This is a genomic window from Acinetobacter sp. Ac_3412, assembly GCF_013072675.1.
GTDB lineage: Bacteria > Pseudomonadota > Gammaproteobacteria > Pseudomonadales > Moraxellaceae > Acinetobacter > Acinetobacter higginsii.
This window is the reverse complement of record NZ_LXUJ01000014.1, coordinates 185542-208052: the sequence shown is the minus strand read 5'-3', so window position 1 is coordinate 208052 and position 22511 is coordinate 185542. Positions and strand designations below refer to the sequence as shown.

At 43.2% G+C, this 22511-nt stretch carries 15 protein-coding genes; 10 read left to right on the top strand and 5 right to left on the bottom strand.

Annotated elements, in window-relative coordinates:
• Window positions 1-72 precede the first annotated feature (72 nt).
• The gene (gene rpsO / locus A7P54_RS18100) at window positions 73-342 is read right to left on the bottom strand and encodes a 30S ribosomal protein S15 (protein ID WP_004656162.1); all 270 of its coding nucleotides are present in this window, start codon (window positions 340-342) and stop codon (window positions 73-75) included.
• 240 nt (window positions 343-582) lie between these two features.
• Between rpsO and A7P54_RS18095 the strand changes: the two genes are divergently transcribed.
• Window positions 583-1881, top strand: a complete 1299-nt coding sequence (locus tag A7P54_RS18095; RefSeq protein ID WP_171550405.1) for a serine hydrolase — start codon at window positions 583-585, stop codon at window positions 1879-1881.
• A 704-nt stretch (window positions 1882-2585) separates the two neighbouring features.
• Here A7P54_RS18095 and recD read toward each other — a convergent pair.
• The 3 genes from recD to A7P54_RS18080 form a co-directional block, all read right to left on the bottom strand.
• On the bottom strand, window positions 2586-4337 hold the full coding sequence (recD, locus tag A7P54_RS18090) for an exodeoxyribonuclease V subunit alpha (protein ID WP_354667342.1): 1752 nt from the start codon (window positions 4335-4337) through the stop codon (window positions 2586-2588).
• A gap of 99 nt (window positions 4338-4436) precedes the next feature.
• Window positions 4437-8150: a UvrD-helicase domain-containing protein gene (locus A7P54_RS18085; protein WP_171550403.1), complete on the bottom strand. Its 3714-nt coding sequence runs from the start codon at window positions 8148-8150 to the stop codon at window positions 4437-4439.
• Between the two features lie 3 nt (window positions 8151-8153).
• Window positions 8154-11792, bottom strand: coding sequence for an exodeoxyribonuclease V subunit gamma (locus A7P54_RS18080; RefSeq protein WP_171550402.1), 3639 nt, complete (start codon window positions 11790-11792; stop codon window positions 8154-8156).
• Between the two features lie 183 nt (window positions 11793-11975).
• Between A7P54_RS18080 and A7P54_RS18075 the strand changes: the two genes are divergently transcribed.
• Window positions 11976-12482, top strand: a complete 507-nt coding sequence (locus tag A7P54_RS18075) for a hypothetical protein (RefSeq protein WP_033133207.1) — start codon at window positions 11976-11978, stop codon at window positions 12480-12482.
• Between the two features lie 188 nt (window positions 12483-12670).
• Window positions 12671-13963, top strand: coding sequence for a tricarballylate/proton symporter TcuC (locus tag A7P54_RS18070; RefSeq protein WP_171550401.1), 1293 nt, complete (start codon window positions 12671-12673; stop codon window positions 13961-13963).
• A gap of 28 nt (window positions 13964-13991) precedes the next feature.
• Here the strand turns inward: A7P54_RS18070 and A7P54_RS18065 are convergent, their stop codons facing one another.
• Entirely contained in the window at window positions 13992-15410 is a 1419-nt protein-coding gene (locus A7P54_RS18065; RefSeq protein WP_171550400.1) for a phosphate--AMP phosphotransferase, read from the bottom strand.
• Window positions 15411-15620: 210 nt separating this feature from the next.
• Between A7P54_RS18065 and A7P54_RS18060 the strand changes: the two genes are divergently transcribed.
• The 7 genes from A7P54_RS18060 (at window position 15621) to A7P54_RS18030 (ending at window position 22483) form a co-directional block, all read left to right on the top strand.
• Complete coding sequence (locus A7P54_RS18060) at window positions 15621-16328, top strand: hypothetical protein (protein WP_171550399.1); 708 nt, start codon at window positions 15621-15623, stop codon at window positions 16326-16328.
• 204 nt (window positions 16329-16532) lie between these two features.
• Complete coding sequence (gene ubiE, locus A7P54_RS18055) at window positions 16533-17474, top strand: bifunctional demethylmenaquinone methyltransferase/2-methoxy-6-polyprenyl-1,4-benzoquinol methylase UbiE (protein ID WP_171550398.1); 942 nt, start codon at window positions 16533-16535, stop codon at window positions 17472-17474.
• 10 nt (window positions 17475-17484) lie between these two features.
• Window positions 17485-18165: a hypothetical protein gene (locus A7P54_RS18050; RefSeq protein ID WP_171550397.1), complete on the top strand. Its 681-nt coding sequence runs from the start codon at window positions 17485-17487 to the stop codon at window positions 18163-18165.
• A 12-nt stretch (window positions 18166-18177) separates the two neighbouring features.
• Complete coding sequence (locus tag A7P54_RS18045; RefSeq protein WP_004802347.1) at window positions 18178-19797, top strand: AarF/UbiB family protein; 1620 nt, start codon at window positions 18178-18180, stop codon at window positions 19795-19797.
• 236 nt (window positions 19798-20033) lie between these two features.
• Window positions 20034-20633 carry a cytochrome b/b6 domain-containing protein gene (locus A7P54_RS18040; RefSeq protein ID WP_171550396.1) on the top strand — a complete coding sequence of 200 codons (600 nt, stop codon included), beginning with the start codon at window positions 20034-20036 and terminating at the stop codon, window positions 20631-20633.
• 134 nt (window positions 20634-20767) lie between these two features.
• Window positions 20768-22084 carry an NAD(P)/FAD-dependent oxidoreductase gene (locus A7P54_RS18035; RefSeq protein ID WP_171550395.1) on the top strand — a complete coding sequence of 439 codons (1317 nt, stop codon included), beginning with the start codon at window positions 20768-20770 and terminating at the stop codon, window positions 22082-22084.
• A 12-nt stretch (window positions 22085-22096) separates the two neighbouring features.
• Window positions 22097-22483, top strand: a complete 387-nt coding sequence (locus A7P54_RS18030) for a VOC family protein (RefSeq protein ID WP_171550394.1) — start codon at window positions 22097-22099, stop codon at window positions 22481-22483.
• The last annotated feature ends 28 nt before the right edge of the window (window positions 22484-22511 follow it).

The following is a 22511-nucleotide window of genomic DNA, read 5'->3' as shown; positions in this document are numbered from 1 at the left end:
ATTAGATGAAACTCTCTTTTCAGCGATAAAGCATTGCAACATGCGAAATAGCGAAAACAAAGTAAAATCGAATTAACGACGTAAACCTAATGCGCCGATCAAAGCAACATAACGACCGTGATCTTTACCGTTTAAGTAGTCAAGTAATTTACGACGTTGGTTAACCATACGGATCAAACCACGACGGCTATGATGGTCGTGTTTGTGTTCTTTAAAGTGACCTTGCAAATCATTGATTTGAGCAGTCAATAAAGCAACTTGTACTTCAGGTGAACCAGTGTCGTTTTCAGCACGAGCAAATTTAGCGATGATCTCTGCGCGATCAGTGTTAGTTAAAGCCATTCGATTTCTCCGAGATGCTTACAAAAATAAAATGATAATGATCAGTTGAAACCAACCGACTGCCGTGCATCACTACAGCAAGGCGCCCATTTTAAGTGATCTATCGCTATATTGCAAAATTGTTTTATATCTGCCGGCAATTCGGCAGCTGACAGCATTGAACAAAATAGGCACACTACCCTTGTTCTGTTTTCAATTTATGACAGAGAAGAAAGAAAACGAAAATATTGCGAGGGAATCGTGAAAATTTTATCAACCAATACCTGTTATGTACCACATGACTTAAATCAAGTGATTCGCAGTAAAGAAGAGGTCTCAGCCGAATCGGGTGGTATGACTGAGAGACAGATTCAAAAGATATGGAACAGTGTTGAAGGTCTATATAAAACAGGCAATTATCCACTCATTACTTTATGTTTACGTCGTCAGGGGAAAATTCTTTTAAATCGTAGCATCGGCTATGCGCAAGGCAACTCCCCAGATGGCTTAGCAACCAATGCCAAAATCGGCAGCCCAGATACACCAGTCTGCCTGTTCTCTGCATCCAAAATGGTCACGGCGATGTTGATTCATATGTTGGATGAACGTGGTGAGCTAAATTTACTTGATCCGATTAGTTATTACATTCCGGAATATGGCGTGAATGGTAAACGTCGTGCCACGATTTTCCATCTACTCTCCCATCGTGGTGGTATTCCACGTATCGACACTGAAGTCACACCAGAACTTCTGTTTAACCAAGATGATATTTTAAAACTGCTCTGTGCCGCTAAACCCGTTTCTCCTTCAGGGACTCATCTTGCCTACCATGCTGTTACCGCAGGTTATATTCTGGGTGAAATCGTTCAACGTGTAACAGGTCAAAGCGTTCGAGAGTTTTTGGCTGAAAATATTGAAAAACCAATGGGCTTGGATTATTTCAATTATGGTTTAAAACCTGAATATCGCGCTGATGTTGCCTTGAACTATGCGACAGGTATCCATCCAAGTTTAGGTACAGATCATTATCTCAACCATGTACTCGGTGGCGGTCTACAGCTTGCAGTCGATGTCACCAATGATACCCGTTTCATGGACACCATTTGCCCAGCTGGCAACATCTATACCAGTGCCGAACAAGCAGGACGTTTTTTTGAAATGCTATTAAGTGGAGGAGAATATCAGGGCAAACAAATTATGAGTGCTCAAACTGTATTCCGCTCCACCCTGCCAACCTCTGGTGTTAGCTTAGATCGGACCCTATTAGCTCCAATGCGCTATGCGTTGGGTCCAATGCTCGGCAGTAATCCTGTCGGCTTGTTTGGCCCAATGACAGGACAAGCTTTTGGACATATTGGCTTTTCCAATATTCTATGCTGGGCTGATCCTGAACGGGATATCAGTGTATCGCTGTTAACCACAGGCAAATCTGTGGTCGGTACCCACTTACCAGCCTTGGCAAAAACACTTTATCAAATCTCAACCAACTGCCCAAAGATTCCAAAAAATCAACGTCGCTCATTGTTCGCAACTGACAGTACTGAAGCAGATTTGGTATAAGGGCTATTCATCCAAATCACACGCACAAAAAAGCCCAAGTTAAACTTGGGCTTTTGCGCTTGAACTTATCATTCTTCTTAATTTTGTTATTTTTTATTCTTTTTTCCTATACCATTCAGACCCTCTGAATGCAGACTCCACACCCTTCTCTTTTATTGTTGTTTCTCTTGCTATTCGCTCTTCCTATACCGACTATTCTGTCAGATTCAATTGTGAAGAAAAATAGCATTTTTCTTATCTCTGTGTAAGAAAAAACGTACAAGTCTGTATAACATTTAACTTAATAATAACAAAAAATTGTCAGACAATAAGTTTTATATTTCTTCCTTTTATTTAATCATTTAATTGAAGCGAAATAGATTCATATTCCGAAAAGCATGAATTTTCACATATTCTCAGAATACTTTATGAGCGATATGGATTATGTTGATTTTATAGTGAATTTTGACATGAAAATAAAAAAGCCCTGTAGTCTCTCCCAAAACTACAAGGCTTAGCGGCTGTAAGTTTCCTCTTTTATCACTTACTTCACTGTAAGTTCGCTGTCATACGACGTTATTATTATATTTTTGCGATTTACCTAGCTTTCCATGCTAGGCTCTTTGTGTGTACATAATCTCAAAAACCTTGCGCTTGCTCTAGCGACAATATCTCGAATCCTTGTAAGCTTTTACTTACAAAATAGTGAATTCTAAAGAATAAGTTCACAATCTGTTCAAATTGATCTTTTGCACTAAACCGCTACGACGAACAGTCCGTATTGTCAATGCCTGCTGCAAAGCCTTTGAATCAGCCAAAATACTCACCACTTTTTTAGCACGGGTGACTGCGGTATAAATCAATTCCTGACTCAACAGCTTCTCGGCATGCGCATCTAAAACAATCGCGGTATGGGTAAACTCCGAGCCTTGTGATTTATGAATAGTTAAAGCAAAGGCGGTTTGCATACTGCGTGGCAGTCGATGTGCTGCAATCCACTTATTTAAGCTCGGGAAAAAGACTTCAAATTGCTGTGACTGGGTGCGATGTTTAAAACAGATTCCGATATCACCATTGGAAATTCCAAGCTGATAGTCATTATAGGTCATCATTACAGGACGCCCGATATACCAGTCTCCAACAGCGATTTGTTTGAGTTGCTGATTGAGCCAATGTCCGGCATAACGATTCAGTTGTTCAATCCCCAGTGGCCCATGTCGAACTGCCGTTAAGATTCGATAATCATCAAAGGCTTGAATCACGTTCTGAATCTGTTCGGCAGGTTCATCTGCCTGTATATAATGTTTCAAAGCTTCGATATAAGCTTGAAATCCAGCCATTAACTGATGTTGATAAGGTTCAATCTCCACATCCTGCTGCTCGGGTAGATATTCCAGCTGGATCAGGTCAGGCATATCTTTATTCAAGGAAATGGCTTGCAAAGGTGCAGCCTGAACAATTTCCGTCTCTAGTTTTGATAAGACTAAATCGGGGTCGCTTAGATCTTGTTGCGCCTGAATAAATCGAGCGAATTGCCCAATCTTGGCTTCACCAGAGAAACGACGGCTGGTCTGTAGCTGGACTCGGTTTTCAGCCAATGCCTGTACTTGCTGTAAATCAGCCAAAACCGAGCCGACATCAACCGAAGCCAACTGATTGGCATCACCAAGCAAAATAATTCGGCATTGATCTGGGACTGCCTCGAATAATAGAGTTGCCAAATTCAAATCCAGCATTGAGGCTTCATCAACCACAATCACGTCATAAGGCAAAAGCTGTTTTTGATTAAACCTCGGTATTTGTCGATTGCCCATGCCCAGTAAACGGTGCAAGGTCTGCGTGGTTTGATTACGCAACTCATCTGTAATTAAACCTGATTCCAATAATTTTGGATCATTCAATGAGTTCTGTAATGCTTCCTGCATACGTTGCGCGGCTTTACCTGTCGGTGCAGCCATGGCAATACGAATATCGGGAATGGTCTGGTTGAGGGCTGCAATAATACGTGCCAAGGTATAGGTTTTACCTGTCCCTGGACCGCCGGTAATAATGCTCAGACCTTGTTGCAGCACCATTTTCAGTGCAGCCTGCTGGTGCACGTCACTCAATAAGTCTTGATAATGTTCAGCATCAACCACCTGAATCGTTTGTCGCTTTAATCGACAAATCTGCTGTGCGAGGCGTTGCTCTAGATGCCAATATCGGTATAATGCCAAGCCCTGCTGATCATAGACACATGGGGCAACTTGAGTGACTGCATTTTCACTCGAAATGGCCAAATCGGCCAGTGCTTCAATCTGTGCTGCATCAGCCTCAATACAACTGTCTCCTTGTAAGCTGGCTTCAACCAGTTGTTGTAGTACCTGTGCAGCGTTAACGGTTTGAGTAGATTGAGAAAATGGTGCTTGTGAGAGGTAGTTACTCCACATATTTAACCATGTCATTTGTGCTGACTGATCATCAACTTGTTTGTCCACAGAGTTATCCTCAAACTTACCCACACGCTTGTCCACAAGGTTATAAACAGAGTTATTCACAACCTAAGCTTTTGTTTAATTTAAAATCATGCACTTTATCTACACCATTTTTCCAGCTTTATCCTCAGAAAAATATCCAAGTATTGCATCCAAACGCAAGATAAACTCATCCTCAGGCTTCCAATAGTAACAACCTTGCTGCGCCTGCCCATTCATGCCTCGCAAATACAGATAAGATGCGCCGCCTAAATGCTGCTGCATATCATAATCCTGCAATTTCACCGACAGATAACGATGTAGTGCCACCAGATATAACGCTGCTTGTAACCAATAACTCGACAGCGACATACTTTCTGCAATCTGAGGCTGCTGATAATCCAGTTGCTCCGCTCCCAGATAATTACTCTTATAATCGGCAATATGGTAACGCTGACCATCGAAGTAAACCAAGTCAATAGAGCCATTCAAGTAACGGGCAGATTTAGCCTCGAGTAACTCTGGCATTTCGATGCCATATTCCTCAAACAGCTGCTGTACACGCTGCATCGCCAGCACTCGATCCGATAAAGACAGATAGAAAGGACATTCAGACAAGTATTGTCCTGCAGCTAATTGCTTTAACTGAAAACCCTGATTGAGTGGCGTGTGTAATACCTCACCAAGCCAATCAGCAATCCATTGATACAGTTGCTGCTCGCTATTTTCTTGTTCAGGAAAATGCAGCTGATATTGCTGCAACAATTCTGACCATAAACTTTGATAGGTATTTTTAAAACGACGGCGAATTTCTTCCACCCACATGTGGGGTTGCTGAAAATCAATCTGCTCAAAAATCTCATGCAAGAAATTGCCAGCCAAAGTCCCTTTCGGGAAATACTGTTTAATCCAGGCAATCGGCTGAGCCGTGGTTTTATTTTCCAATTCAGCAAGATTCAACTCATCTTCAGCTTGCTCAAAATCAGTATCGATATTGGCCAAGCGATCAGCCCGAGTCGCTTTATGCTTTAAATGTTGTGCCAGATAGCTAAAACTGGTTTTTCCGCGTGCATAAAAACGTTGTGTCGGCAGTGTTTGGGCCAACAGTACGCGCTGTTGTTGAGTTTGTTGCATCTGTAAGGCTTGTGGTCGCGCTAAGATCAGCGCAGCATCGGCACTATAGGGATGTTGAAAGTTATCGCCCTGATTCTTCCAAAAAGCCAAACCTGAAAACTTATTTTTATCGCCTTTTTCCGGTTCAAACACGGCGTAAACACGGTGACTGGCACGCGTCAGTGCCACATACCACAACCGGTTTTGTTCCGCTAAAGCGCGTTGCTGATGTTGATCCAGCTCAGTTTGCTGTAAAAAATTTTTATCCGCCACGGCTACCACCCGTTGCGTCCGTATTTGACCCGTCTCAGGCAACTGGATTTCAGTGGTAGAAAAATTCAGTGTTTTCTGTACTTCAGCAAAAGCCTTATTCGCCCCCAGTAAAAAGACGATTTTAAACTCCAAGCCTTTGGACTGGTGAATAGTCATCAGTTGCACACCCGCTTCACTCGACAGCTTGTGTTCAAGCTCCCAATCGCGATCACTTGGCGAATTTAATTGTTTTAAATACCAGTGATACAGGTTTTGCATCCCTTGTACATGTTCACTGTGCTGACTCAACAGATCAGTGAGGTGGCGTAGATTCACCACGGCACGTTCATTGTCTTTACTTTGTGTGGCCACCAGTTGCTGCCAAAGACCAAACTGATTTAAGCAGCGCTGCCATGCCGATAAAAAGCCCTGATTCAGCCACATTTCACGTATATCATCAAACTGCTGAATATAATCACTCAAGCCTTCTGCACTTTGTTCTAAGGCCAATAGTCGAGCCAAATCAAAGCCAAATAAACGACTGAGCAAAGCCCGTTTGAGCTTGGCTTCATCATAAGGATGAAGCAACGCCGTGAGCAGGGCCCCCACATCCTGTGCAATGCTGGAATCAAACACACTGCGTTTCGATGGTCGATTGACCCGAATCCCCATACGTTCCAATACATATTGCACTTCATCCAGTTGGCGATGGCTACGCGAAAGAATGGCAATATCATCTTCATCAATCGCAGTCGGAACATCACCCTCTAAGTACAATTGCTTTAAATACGATTGGTTGAGTAAGTGCTGAATCTGCCACGCCACCTGTGTGGCATGTTCATTGCCTTCTTGTAGTTGTACCCAACGTAAAGGCTGCGGATTAAATTGTGCATTTTCAACCAAGGCGGGATGTGGACGTGAACCTGCTTGAATCGGGTCATAGCTGACCTGCTCACCAAAATCGATCTGGCGCTGAAATAGCACATCCACCACTTCCACCAGTTCTTTCACCGAGCGGTGGTTATGCACCAACTTATACTCACGCCCCTGTTTGGCCATAATATCCTGATAAGCATTCAGAAAGGTCAGCATGTCTCCACCACGGAAACCATAAATCGCCTGCTTACGGTCACCCACCATAATCATGCAGCCCTTTTGATAACGCTGTGGATGGCGCCAGATACTGGCCAACATATCATCTTGATCTTGGTTGGTATCCTGAAACTCATCCACTAGAATCAATGGATAGCGTGACTGTACAAATACCGCGAAAGATTGTCCTTGCTCACCTTTTAAAGCTTCAGACAGGGTTTTGATTTGCTGAGCAAAGGTGGTCTCCCCTTTTTGCTGCAACACTTGAGGCAAACGCTTTTTGACTTCAACACACAAATAAGCTTTTAAATAGACCTGTAACTGCTCAAATTCTTGCTGAGTCTGCTGTACAGCTTGAAACAGCTGTTGCAGTTGCAACACGCATGGATGTTGATAGAAGCCTTCGGCAATTTCTGCAGGACATTTCTTAAAAATTTTTTGTGCTTCGAGTTTGTCTAAAAACTTAAATACCGCATCACGTGCATCGGCAAAATAGGCATCAAAGATCTGTATATTCTCAGGACTGTTGAGTGCAGTTAATAAGGGCGGCAAGGATTCTGTAAACAGTTTATGAAAGGCATTGTTACGGAAAGAAGCACCATTGATATGTGCATAATAGGCGCCCTCTAACTGAAAGTATTCAGCCAAGCTGCTCAGGTCAATCTGCTGTGCTTGCAGTTGCCACTGCTGCAACTGAGCCAACTCAATTTCAGGCATGGCAGGTAGTTTAAATTGTGCCGAACTAAAATTCAGCGAGCTTTCCACCATCCCGACAAAATGATCGACACTTTTCAGCCCCCCCACACTATACAAGGCATTGATTACTTGCTGTGGTTGGGTCTGAATCCATTCCCGCAACACATCATGAATTAATTGACGGGTATAGCTTTTGGCATCCTCTGTGATTTCAGCGCGTTCGATTTTACCACTTTCAAAGGCAAACTCACGCAATAGCTTTTGGCTAAAGCTATCCAAGGTTCCGACGAACAATTCATCTAACTGATCAATCACCAATTTTAGCCGTTCACAGGCATAGGCAATCCGCGGCGCAAAGTTTTGTAAGACCTGTTGTTTTAAGGGATCAGACTCTTGTAATGCCTTGGCCTGAATATCTTGTTCCAATACATCACGGAAAGGCTCTAAAAATTCAAGGATTTCGACCAGACGCAAACGGATACGTGTTTTGAGTTCTGCGGCTGCAGCACGGGTAAAGGTGGTGGCAATCACCTGATTGGGCAAATATTTCTCTAAGAAAATCCGCACCATCAAACTGGATAGCGTATAGGTTTTCCCTGTCCCTGCTGAGGCTTCGATTAAATGCAGCCCTTCAAATTGAATATCACCAATCGGCCGATAAGATACGGGATACTTCGAGTTCATCTCTTACTCCACCCGTAAAAATTCAAAAATCGGTTGATACAACGCATAGGAATAATGATCACAGGCATACTGCAATAAAGCGGTTGCATCTTGTTCCTGCAAAATGAATTGCCAATCACGGTGCAATTTACAAGCTTCATTCTGGGTCATATCAAAACCCGAGAAATCACCCGTATCATTCCAGTCTTTCAATACTTGCTTTTGACTCTCTTCAGTTAACACCTGAGTTGAATCCAGCTCAATCCACACATATTGCTTGCCCTTTTCTAAAGGCTTTAACACTAAGGCAGCAGGCAAGACCACAGGCTGCTGCTGTGCATCGTGCCAAAGCTGTAACCATGCCTTTAAATAATGCTGTGCCTGTTGTGAACTTAAGCCTTCACAAATCACGGTCTGATCGCTAAACACTACAATTCGACGCTTCTCTGTAGCAGCGTCACTATTGATTAGCGCCAACCAAAGCAGATATTCCAGCCAGACTTTGGTAAAGCGCTTGGCACGTGCACTTGACGCCTCCAAACTGACCCAATCTTGGGTTAGTTGTTTCGGGGTCACACAGGCGATTTGTAATTGTTTCGAGACCCGCCAAACCCGTTGCGTGGTTTCAGTCGGTGCTGGGGCATATTGCTGCAAGCGCTCCAACAAGCGTTGCTGCTCTAAGCGACTTTGCTGCCAAGCACTGTGCTGAACTTTGCCAACGGGCAACTGATCTTGCAAAAGACTTGGAGAGAGCTGGTCATCCTGCAGCTGTAAAAAATGTCGAATGGCATATTTACCGAGACCATCGAGTAATAATGGTTCAGCTTGATCAAGCGATGCTTGTGCGGTTAAATTTTCCACACCTAATGTCTTTAAATACAGCCGCGCAGGGAAACTGATATCTTGAATCCATTGCTGACTCTCCAAAATGATCATTTCATTTTGTTCAACGGGATAGACGGTATTGGCCCACGCCTGTCGCTCACCCTTCACCTGCTGAATCTGTGAAGCGACCTTAAACCATTGGTCTTGAAAGCGCACAGGACGATCCGAAACAAAGCCGAGTGGATCGAACGGTTGTAGACGATGTAAATGATACAACGGATAAAGCTGTGCAGGGACTTGCAAAGCATTCAATCCGGCTAAATCCGCTTCGGATAAAGGAGGACCATCTTCGCGGCTAGTCGGTTTTACAATCAAAGCCAAATGCTCGCGGAAACCCTGCAACACACTGGATGGCTCTCTGACTTCGCCATCATTGAGATCAAAGCCATTATAAAACAGCCAAACCTGTTCTTGTGCCAATAAGATGGCATCCAAAAATGCCCCCTGATCATCCTCCAAACGAGAACGATCACCCAATTGCTGACGCAGTGCATCCATCAAATCAAACGGAATATGGCTATCTCGATTTGGAAATTTACCTGTATCCAAATTCAACAGTACAATCAGCCGATAAGGAATCGGACGAATCTGTCCAACCTGACTAAAGGTGATTTGTCCTGTCGGTTCAACTTGCGCAGACTGGCTTTCTAAAGTGCGTTGAATTTCTTCAACAATATAAGGCAAAGGCAAGGAAATTTGGCGTAACTGGGTTTCGGTATCTTCATAATAGCTGGCCAAAGTCAGCATACGTTCTTGCTTCTGAATAATTTCACGGATTGCTTTTAAAGCAACCACATCGGCTTGTTCAAACTCTTGCACATCCTGTTTGATGCGTTGTAACCAGACTTCAACAGGCAAACGCTGTCCTTGTTCATGCGCCACCAACCAGTCTCGCCGTGCCGATAGCTGGTGATAAATCTGAATCAAAATCCCAATCAGTTCAAAATCGCTTGGTTGCACCAGCGCATAACTTAAGATGTCTTGCACCATCACATGGGCTGGCACGGCAATCCCAAGCGCCAAACGATCGAGGGCAAATTTAAAACTATAACGGTAGTCTTGATCGTCATCACTGAGCGTTTGTTTTAAATGTTCAGCATCCAAACCACGCTTAAAGCCAGCATCATCGAGTAAACTCAGAATCCGTTGTACCTGTGTGTAATCCAACCCATAACGTTGTTGCGTCGCGGAAAGATTGAGCCAATCAGCAAAGTCATCCTGCGTAAAACGACCCTGTGTCAATTGCAAGCGTCCAAGTACAGCACGCCATGCATTTAACGCATCTAACTGCGCCACCCCAGCAATTTTAACGGGTAAAAATACTTCATGTTCATTTGCAACCGCAGGAAAGACACTGCGAATTAAAGGCTCAAGCTCGGCTAGATTCGGGGTCAAAACCAGCACATCACTTGGGCGACGCGGTGTCGTATCTGCTTGAGATAACCAATACAGCAACTGTTCTTTTAAGACTTCCAACTGTCGCACACTTGAGTGGCAAACATGAATCTGAATTGACTCGTCCTCAGGCGCAAGTTCATATTGCTGAGCCTGAGGTTCAGCTAAATAGAAAATATCAGACTGAATCTTACCGAGTAGCGTTTCAGGAAACTGCTCTACAAAGGCATCGACCCACTTTCCCTCCTCTCCTGTTGCCAGTTGTGATAACAGGGAAAAATGATCACGCGCTTGCTTACCTAACCGTGTCAGTAAGGGATGCCGAGACTCTCGATTTAAGGCATTAAACCCCAGACTAAAACTGTCGAAGAATGCGGTAATGTCTGCATCACTGGCATGGGGATGTTTGGCGATATAGCGCTCTTTCACGCCGAGGTCATAACGCTTTTTCCAGAGTGGATCGACACTGTCGGCCCAATATTCCTGCGATGGGTTATAGTGCAGAATCACCACATCCAGATACTGTCCCAAACGACGTAAAAATTGCAGTTGGCTCGGTGGTAAATCTAAAATCGTAAATACAACCACCTGACTCGGCAATTGTGCCAAAGCTCGTGATCGTGTCTGCTCATTGTCTAGAAGCTGCCAGAAATCAGCATCAATGCTTTGTATTTCAACAAAATCATCATGAAAGTAGTTTTGCCACAACCAACGCTGCCAAGCTTCCAGTTGTTCAGTTTGCTGCAAGCTAAAGGCTGAAGTGGGTTGATCCGTATGCGCAATCAATTGTTCGATATTTAAGGCTTTATTCTGTCCCCAGGTCGCTAACCAATTCCCTGCACAAGTACAATTGCTTTGGCAGCCGCGTTGACAATGACCACGATAAATCATGTAGTTGTTAAACAGTTGTGAAACCTGCTCCGCCACCCAATACAACATGCTCTGTTTTTTAAGTTGTTTTTCAGTGCCTTGTTGCAGTTGATCGGCGCTGTCGTAAATCCGTTGCACAATTGAATATAAAGGGTGCTCATTCGCAACAGTATTCTGTTCGGGTTGAATAAAAGGCTGTAAGGCTTGATGAATACGCCACTTTAAAATCAAACGTGGAATATTGGCTTTACGCACTTGCTCTTTATTTTCCAAAACTTGTTGGTAGGCATACCATTGAAAACCACGAATGCGTTGGTGAAATTGATAGTTGGCGGTCATGCCTTGTTGTTCGGCAACTTTTTGCGTCAGCCATTGTTCTTGTGCGGGGCTCGGGACAATAAAATGCTGGGTTTTAAACACCTGAAAGGGTGAGTTACTTGGCTGAGTGATTGATGCCATCACACCTTGTAATAACACGTCAAGGCGTTGACTTTGAATAACATGAATACCCATGCGTTAATATAACCCCATCAATAAATCACCATTTTGCTCTACCAAAATGTCTATCATCATCACTATACAACTTCAGATCACTATGTCACGCTAAACACACAATCCAATAAAAAAATTGTTTTGAATTTCACCACTCAATACGATTGAATGTACTATCAAGGGATAGACTTTAGGTATAACTTTATGAAAATTGAAAAAATTCCTGATGCAATTGACCCAAGTTTGAACTTGGAACAGATTCGTGATGAATGTTTGGAGCTCGCCAAGAAGCGTGCCTATTGGTCAGCGGGTGCAGCGATTGTACCGATTCCATTTTTTGATGTTGTTGTCGATTTAGGCATGCTGACACAAATCATTCCAGATATTAATGCACGTTTTGGTCTCGCTCCTGAACATATCAGTGTTTATGATCCTGAAACCAAAAAAGTTCACTGGGATGAACTACGTAAACGTGGTTTTGAGTTTTCAGGTTTTGTGGTGGCACGTACTGCCATGAAAAAATCATTTAATGGTTTTTTCACCAAAATCGCCACCAAACAAGTGACTAAATTTATTCCCTTAGGCGGGCAACTTGTTGCAGCCAGTTTAGGCTATTTCATGATGCGTAAAATCACCGAAGCGCATGTACAAGATTGCTATAACCTTGCCAAACGTATTCAGCAAAAAAGTCGCAGTACTATTGTGGCTTAAAGTTACAATGGTTAATTCGACCTGCCCTTCTTCTGCATCATTGTAAAATGAAGATATTTACAGTGATGCAACAGATCCATAAAAAAACCACACAAATACGTTAATATTCACTTAATTTTTTAAGCTTTGATAAAGATTGTATTTTTAACCTCCACATCTCGATGATAAATAGATGATGGAGCGTCATTGTGCAAACTAGCCAATCTCCTTCTCGGGTCCGTTCAATTTTCAACGTGACCAGCGGGAACTTCCTTGAACAATACGACTTCTTCCTGTTCGGACTCTACGCACAAGCCATAGGTGAAACCTTTTTCCATTCAGACAGCAGCTATGCCGCGCTGATGAAAACCTTCCTCGTATTTGCCGTCAGCTTTCTGATGCGGCCAATCGGCGCCTTGGTGCTTGGCCCTTATGTCGATCGCATCGGCCGTCGCCGCGGTCTGATGGTGACCCTGAGTATTATGGCCTTTGGTTCATTAATCATTGCCTTCACGCCCAGCTATGCCAGTATTGGCTTTGCCGCAACCATATTGATCTTCGTGGGGCGTCTAGCGCAAGGCTTTTCCGCAGGGGTTGAACTGGGTGGTGTCTCGGTCTATTTAGCTGAAATTGCGGAGCCGCATAACCGTGGTTTTATTACCAGTTGGCAATCGGCCAGTCAGCAAGTTGCCGTGATTTTCGCAGCCGTTTTGGGTTATATCGTCAGTGTGGTGTTTACCAAGGCTCAGGTCGATGCGTGGGCATGGCGGATTCCATTCTTTGTTGGCTGTGCCATCATCCCCTTTATTTTCTGGTTGCGTAAGTCACTGGTTGAAACAGAAGCCTTTGCCTCACGCAAAGAACATCCAACAACACGACAAATTTTGACCACCTTAGCGGCAAACTGGAAAATTGTATTGGCGGGTGTATGTATGGTGGCGACCACCACCACCATGTTTTATTTCATTACCGTCTATACCCCAACCTACGGCAAAGAAGTCTTGAATCTAACCCGTGCAGAAAGTTTGATTGCCACCATTATGGTAGGTGTGAGTAACTTTATCCTGTTGCCTATTGGTGGGCATCTCTCGGACAAATTTGGGCGTAAGCCACTGTTGGTCACGACCACGATACTCATCTTTATCAGTGCCTATCCACTACTCACGTGGTTGACACATACCATTAGCTTACCGCACATGCTGATGGTGTTATTGTGGTTCTCATTACTGTATAGCTTTTATAATGGTGCCTTGGTGGTTTCATTGGCTGAAATGATGCCAAGCTCGGTGCGAATTGCTGGTTTTTCAGTTGCCTATAGTTTTGCCACTTCAATTTTTGGTGGGCTGACCCCGATGATTGCAACTTATCTGGTACAGACATCTGGTAATAAAAGCATGCCTGCATTTTGGCTCATGTTTGCAGCGATCACCAGTTTGATTGCCACTTTAATCATTTTTCGCCAACAGCAGCGTACAGCGCCACAATTGGCAAATAACAATTAATTTAAATGTAACAACAACTCAAGGCAGATTAGTCCGCCTTGAGTTGTTTTAGAATCGCTTTTAATACTTCAATTCGTGCTGAATACTTATCATCGGTTGCAATCACATACCACGGTGCGTAATCCGTATTGGTTCGTTTAAACATATCTGCAGCGGCATTGAGATAATCATCCCATTTGTCACGGTTACGCCAATCTTCTTCAGTAATTTTAAAACGTTTATGTGGTGTTTGTTCACGTGCTTTAAAACGCAGCGCTTGCTCATCTTTACTAATTGCCAGCCAAATTTTAACAATCACCGTTTGGCTATCGACTAAGTTTTCTTCAAAGCGGTTAATTTCGTTATAAGCACGTTGCCACTCAACTGTAGAAGCAAAACCTTCAATCCGCTCAACCAATACTCGACCATACCAGGTACGGTCAAAGATGGTGATCTTGCCGCCATCATTCAACTTGCTCCAGAAACGCCACAAATAAGGACGGCGCAATTCATAACGCTCAGGGGCTGCAATGGTATGAATTTCATATTCTCTAGGGTCGAGCTTTTTCACGATGCGCTTAATCGCACCACCTTTACCCGCCGCATCCATCCCTTCAAAGGCAATCACCACTTTACGCTCGTCATAACGCAAGGTATCTGCCACTTTTTTGGTCAGCTTACTTAGCTCTTCTTTATAGTCATTTTTTTCTAAACTGGCTTGTTCAGGTTCAAGTAAGGCTTTGGGGATCGCAGCTTGCTGCCATTTCTGCGTAACTTTGGTTTGATGCTCAGGCAGCTCTTGCAAAGTCTGTAGTAAATACTGCGCAAAACATTGATCACGGTGTTTTTCATCTTCACCATCGACAATATACCAATCATCGGTAAAGCGCTGACTCAAACCTTGTAAGGTGTCGTACTGCTTTTTGTTGCGCCAATCCAAACCATGCAATTTATGCCAACGCTGCTCAGAAGCGTCTATCTGATCCAAACGCTTTTGTAGCGATTTCCAAGATAAATCAAACCAGACTTTGACGATATGAACGTGGTTATTTTGCAGATCATGTTCAAATGCGCGCATCTGCTCAACATAAGCATCAAATAAATTTTCATCCAAAGGGTTGGACACATGCATCGCGGTAGTTAAAAGGTCGCTATACCAGTTACCAAACATCACCACGATTTGCCCTTCCGCAGGAATAAAACGAGTATAGGACTGCCAGAAGGTTTGATTATTTGATAAGAGCTGAGGAGCATCCGCTTTCACACGTAAATAGCGAGGATCTAACCATTCTCGTAATTGTTTAACCGCCTCACCTTTACCAGCCAGCTCAATTCCACTCACTAAAACCAATACACTTTTAGCATTTTTCTTATCACGGCTATTTTTTAAGGCGTATTGTGCTTCAATCAATTCTAAAGAAAGTTCGTCTTCATCACGCAATTCAAATATTGGCTGTTGTTTACTCATATATTGCTCTAAGCGGCTCATTATTAATATTAAAAATGAGTATAGCCAAAACTAAGTTGATCCCAGAAAAACCCTTGTACAGTTTCTGTAGATTCATTTAGGTGTACTGTTATAGTGACCAATTGTTAAACATTTAGAGTTTATGCTGTCATGGTTCTCCGTTATGATGCAGCCTATGATTTTACTGTTTCATTTTAATTAAGTTTATATATGTCAAAACTCTCTGCCTTTGATGATCTATTACTCCAATACAAAGCTTTTAATTATCATAATGATGCTGTGCTTGAACAACGTTTACATGAAGTTCAAACCTGGATGAAAGAGCGTATTGCGCATACTCACCAAGAATTTTTTGCTCGCCCTGAAAATCAATTGATGGCCCAATATTTTCTCAAACGTCTTTATGGTGGACCCGACTTTGATGCTCTGGCACAACAGATTGAGGGATTACTTAAATTTGCACATAAAGTCGAAAAGTTTGTGCCTGAAAATGGGATTAAGACAGGAACCAAATCCGTTAGTCTGGCTGTGTTGGCAACTCAATTAGATGAACAGGTTGCACAGCAGTTATTAGCCGACTATCCTGCCGATACGCCACTTACCGATGAAATCATGCGCGATACGTTGGTTAAACTTGATCAAGGTGACGCACGTTATGAACAATTGCGTTTACTCGATGAGTTGGGTGTAACACTCGATAAATATATGCGTTCAACCATGATGTATGCGACCTTTAAAATGTGTAAAGGCTTGGCACATAAATACCACTTTGATGGCATGTATGAGTTTATTCAAGAAGGTTTTGCGGCAATGAAACCAATGAAATCTGCAGCGACGTTCATTCAAACCTTTACTGAAAAAGAGCGTGAGATCATTGATCGCGTTCATGCAGGACACCCAAATCCATTCCGCAATTAATCCATGTCTTATGTTCTGAGCTATTCTCAAGTAGCTCAGAACACGCTATTTTTCAAATCAACAACGCGATTAAAAACACTTTTGAGAAAGTGACTTTCTGTATATTATTCATAACAATTACATGCGAAAGCCTGTAAAAAAATACAAAATCTGTCATCATGCTTGCTGATTCGTGCCGCTAGAGCGAAAGTTTAGGAGAAAACTATGTCTAACGAAAACCAACAGCCTACCCCAGAAGTTGAGCAAAACCCAAGTTCAGACAAAGTCAGCCCTTTCTTAAACACGCCCCTTCCACAAGGCACACCACAAGGTCAACAGCAACCGATCCAACAAGGTGCAGCACAGACCTCAACAGCTTCTATCCCAAAATATAACTTACCGCGTGGTGCCAACACTGGCAACGTAGGTGCAACCACACACTTTGGTTACCAAACCGTAAATAGTGATGATAAAGCACAAAAAGTTGCAGAAGTGTTCCACTCGGTTGCTAGCAAATACGACATCATGAATGACCTGATGTCATTTGGTATCCATCGTATTTGGAAACGTTTTGCCATTAATATGTCAGGTGTTCGTCGTGGTCAACACGTGCTGGATATCGCAGGTGGTACAGGTGATTTAGCCAAAGTATTTAGCCGTGAAGTGGGTCCACAAGGTCATGTGGTTCTTTCAGATATTAACGAATCAATGTTGAATGTGGGTCGTGATCGTCTCATTGATGCAGGCTGTACCAATGTTGATTTTGTATTGGCCAATGCTGAAACCCTCGAACCATTTGCAGACAACAGCTTTGACTTATTAACCATCAGTTTTGGTTTACGTAATGTGACCGATAAAGATGCAGCACTCCAAGCCATGTACCGTGTCTTGAAGCCAGGTGGTCGTTTACTCATTCTCGAATTCTCTAAACCTGTATTTGAACCATTTTCAAAGCTCTACGATCTTTATTCATTCACCGCATTACCAATTATGGGCAAATTAGTTGCCAATGATGCAGAAAGCTATAAATATCTTGCTGAATCAATTCGTATGCATCCAGACCAACGTACCCTCAAAGGTATGATGGAAAATGCGGGCTTCCAAAGCTGTGATTACCATAACTTAACCGGTGGTATCGTTGCTGTTCACCGCGGATTCAAACTTTAAGGTTTAAGATATGTGGTCGATTTTAGCACTCGGTGCAGTCGAACGTATCATTCATCATGTGATTGATTTGGATGCGATCACTCGTATTCAAATCAATCAGTTACAAGGTCAATTATTACGTGTTGTGATTGATAGTCCACAACTCTCGGTTGATGTGTTTTTTGATGAAAATAGAGTTCGCCTAGAACCGACCGTGACGGGACAGAGTCAAACTTCTTCTATTTTTGAACAACGCCCGTTTGATCCTCAAGATAAAATCACGGATGCAACTGCAACACTCCATGTTGAAAATGTAGTTGAGCTGGTTAAATTATTGCTCAGTGATATGGATCAAATTGGTAATATTCCACTGCAAGGTGACTATCACTTATTGCAAGATATTCAAAAAATTATGCAGCAAGCTGAGCCCGATCTCGCAGCGCATTTATCGCCTTGGATTGGCCCCCAATTGGCACATGAGTTGGGTAAAATTCAACATGTACCGAAGCAATTGAAACGTTCATTACAAAGTCATTTATTTTTCGTTGAAGATGCCTTAAAAGAAGATAGCGGTTTATTTGCCCCACGTTGGCAGATGGACGATCTCAATCGTGAAACACGTCAACTCAATCAGGAAATTGATCGTCTAGAGGCAAAACTTCAACAACTCAATGCTCAATTCAATCCATCCAAACAACCCACACAAAACTAGGTAAGACTTTATATGATTCCGCATGTTACACGGTTACTCGAACTCTGGCGTATTGCAGCACACTATCGCCTTGATACCTTGTTCCCTGCGGAAGAATTACCAGTAAAAGCTCGTCATGCATTAAGCCTGATTAAAATGCATCCTGCAGCTTGGTCAAGTCGTGAGAAAAAGAATCCGCTTAAGCTGAAAGAAGCCCTAGAGGATATGGGCCCCTTAGCGATTAAGCTCGGCCAATTGCTGTCTACGCGTCGTGATTTGATTCCACCTGAAGTATTATCACAACTGGTGTTATTGCAAGATCGCGTCAAACCCTATGACACTCAGCTAGCCAAACAGCGCATTCAAGAATCACTCAAAGCAGATGTATCAACCTTATTCTCACGCTTCGATGAGCAACCGCTTGCCGCAGCTTCGATTGCTCAAGTGCATACAGCGGCTTTGCATGATGGTCGTGAAGTTGTCGTTAAAGTCACTCGCCCCGATATTCGCAGTCAAATTTTACAAGATTTTGAGATTCTGGCTTGGCTTGGCGATTGGTTGGAAAATCGTTTAGAAGCAGCGCGTGCCCTACATTTATCAGAAATTATTCAAGATTATCGTCAAATCATCTTAAATGAGCTTGATTTAAGTCTGGAAGCAGACAACACCCGCCGTATGCGTCACTATTTTACTGGCTCAAGCATGATGTACGTGCCAGAAGTCTATATGGACAGTAAAGACGTGATGGTGGCTGAACGCATCACCGGTGTCCCGATTTCGGATATTGCTACCTTTGATCGTTTAGGTATGGATCGTGCGGATCTAGCTGAAAAAGGCTTAACCATTTTCTTCACCCAAGTGTTCCGTGACAACTTCTTCCATGCCGATATGCATCCAGGCAATGTCTTTGTCGAAACCATTAACCCTAGCAATCCACGCTTTATCGCGTTGGACTGTGCCATTATGGGTGAGTTGTCTAAGCACGATCAAATGACGATTGCACGTATGCTACTGGCGGTGATGAATAGCAACTTCATGCAATTGATTCAAATTGTGCATCAAGCAGGCTGGATTCCACCAGGTACAGATCAAGATGCCCTATCCCGCGAAATGCGCCGTACCGTTGGCCCAATGGTATCCAAACCAATGGATCAACTCGATTTTGCAGGCATTTTAATCCAAGTGATGGATATTGCTCGTCGCTTCCATTTGGAAATTCCACCGCAGTTGATGTTATTGCTGAAAACACTGGTACACGTTGAAGGTCTAGGGACTGATCTCTACCCTCAACTGGATATCTGGAAACTGGCAAAGCCGATTCTAACCGAATGGGTCAAAGCCAATATGAACCCTGTCAAAAACGTAAAAGAACTGGGGCAACAAATTCCGGACCTGTTACTCGGCGCCCAAGATATTCCAGGTTTATTGATTGACAGCTTAAATGGTCTAAAAAACCAATCGGCTTGGCATGACAAACAACTGCGTGAAATTCAACAAATGCGCTTACAAATGCAACAACAGCAACGTCGTAGCTGGATATTTGGTAGCACGATGCTGATTTTGTTAACCATCGCGATTATTAGCCCATGGTTTATCTCAGTCATTCTGATAGTACTGAGTAGCTTGATTGCACTGTGGCGCATTGCTAAATAACTAGATATATACAGCAAAGGCCGTATCCATCGATACGGCCTTTGTTTTTATGCAACTTCAACATTTTTAGCTCCCCCTTTTGCCCATTTAAACACTTTCTGAAATTTCGGCAGAACCATCACATTTTAGGCAAGACTTCCATCCATCTCGGGCAAAGGCTTTTCATCCTTTAGTAGATAGACGATCATCGACCTAACATTGAGGTGCATCAACACAGATTTTAAAGGAAGAAAAGCGTGAGTTTAAGAAATAGCATCAATAACTATGGTTCGATTGCGAAATGGCTGCACTGGTCAACCGCAATCCTGTTTTTACTTGCTTACTGTAGTGTTTACTACCGCCAGTGGTTTACCGAAAAAGGCACACCCGACAACTGGACGGCTTTACAACTTCATCTTTCTATCGGTATCAGCATTGCCGTGATTATTAGCCTGCGGATTCTCTGGCGTTTGACCAATCCACAGCCCCATTTAGAACCTGCCAGCCCCTTGGCAAACTTTGCGGCACATGCAGGACATTTTGCCCTATATGCCATTATGGTCATTGCACCTTTAACAGGTTATTTGGGTACAGGCGTCAATACTGAGTTTTTCTTCTTGTTTGAGATTCCGAAATTTGAACATACCGCCCTGTTCCAGAGCTGGATGGCACAAGGCATGGGGCTCAGTTTTGAACAGTTCGAAAAACCGATTGATTTTATTCATAAGCAAGTTCTTGGAAAATGGCTGATTTGGATACTGATTTTAGGGCATGCAGGTGCGGCACTTTATCATCACTATATCAAGAAAGATCGCACCCTGATCAAGATGACCACAGGCAAAGATCAGTTAAAATAATCCGATTTGAGATTCATTCAATACCGGCAGGATGATCACGGACCTTGTAGCACGATAGATTTTATTTAAAAAAATCACCGAGATCAGTTAAGATCATGATTGACTGATCTATAAGCACTTTAAAAGAACAAATAATGAAAACACCTCATTTCGCCATTGTTGGCGCTGGCACAGCAGGCTTGGCAACCGCAATCCTGCTTGCACGTGCAGGCAATCATGTCACTATTTTTGAACAAGCGGATCAACTTTCTCCCGTCGGTACGGGTTTACTGCTGCAACCTGCAGGCTTGGCCGTGTTTGAGCATCTCGGTGTGCTTGAGCATGCTTTAAAGTTGGGTGCCAAAGTCACAGGATTGGAAGGCCAACTTCCCAATAAGCGCCTGCTAGTGAATAGTCACTATCATCAAGCAGGCCATAATCTCTATGGCCTCGGTATTCATCGCGCTACTTTATGTCATGTGCTGACCCACAAACTGGCTGAATATTCCAGTCAAGTGACATTGCGAATGGGTCATAGCATTGAACGTATTCAAGAACAGCAAAATGAAGTTCGTCTCTTCGGTTCTCAGCAGCAACAAAGTTTTGATGCCTGCTTCGATGCTGTGCTGATTGCCAATGGTGCACGCAGTCAATTACGCCCTCAAGCATGGGTGAAAGTTGATCAGGCTTATCCATGGGGAGCAGCTTGGAGTATCGTGCCTGAATGTCCGACACTCGATCCTGCAATTCTGCATCAGTTTTATGATCGCTCCAAAATTATGATGGGCGTGTTGCCTACGGGTGCCATCCCAACTGCACCTCAGCAACGACTTTCTAGCGTGTTTTGGAGTTTGCCAACTTCACAACTACAATCATTCTTAAAAGATGAGTCAGCTAAACAACAATGGTTAAAACAGGTAGCCGATCGTTGGCCCGATGTGGCAGAATGGCTCACACAACTGTTGTCGAATCAACAACATCAGCCGCAATGGTTATCTGCGCAATATCGCGATGTGGTGATGTCTCAATTTGGACAAGGTCGAATTGGAGTGATCGGTGATGCCGCCCATGCCATGAGTCCACAATTGGGACAAGGCGCCAATATGGCTTTGTTGGATGCTTGGGCCTTTTCTCAGTCACTACACGCAGCAAAACAAAATCAGCAAATGGATTGGTCAGCGCTGTGGCAGCACTATCATCAATATCGTGGTTCCTCGACCCAGTTCTATCAATTTTTAAGTCGTCTACTCACCCCACTGTATCAATCTAATCATTGGTGGGCAGGTGGCTTACGTGACTTGACCTTTCCGTGGATGTATCAGATCCCCTATTTTCGCAAAGAAATGGCAATCACCATTTCAGGCTTAAAAACAGGACTATTTCAGCAACTTGATTATCAACAAGTGGCGCAATATGCTGGGAAAGATCATGTTTTCAATGCTAAAACTGAATCACTACCTGAATATGAATGAGCACAGTGAAATATGAAAATTAGTCATCTAGATCATTTGGTTCTGACCGTTGCAGATATTGAGACAACTTGTAAGTTCTATCAATCAGCCCTGAATTTTGAGGTCATTCATTTCGGTGAAAACCGTAAAGCACTGCAATTTGGCAATCAAAAAGTCAACCTGCATCAAGTGGGCAAAGAATTTGAACCCAAAGCACTTCGCCCGACTTCAGGTTCGGCAGATCTGTGCTTTATTGCGGAAACGCCACTGAATGAAGTGATTGCGCATCTCCAAGCACAGCAAATTGAAATCATTGAAGGTCCAATCGAAAGAACGGGTGCGATGGGGAAAATTTTATCGGTTTATTTAAGAGATCCCGATCAGAACCTGATTGAAATCTCGAACTATATCAATAGTTAAAAAAATCAAAATTCATCAATAAAAATAA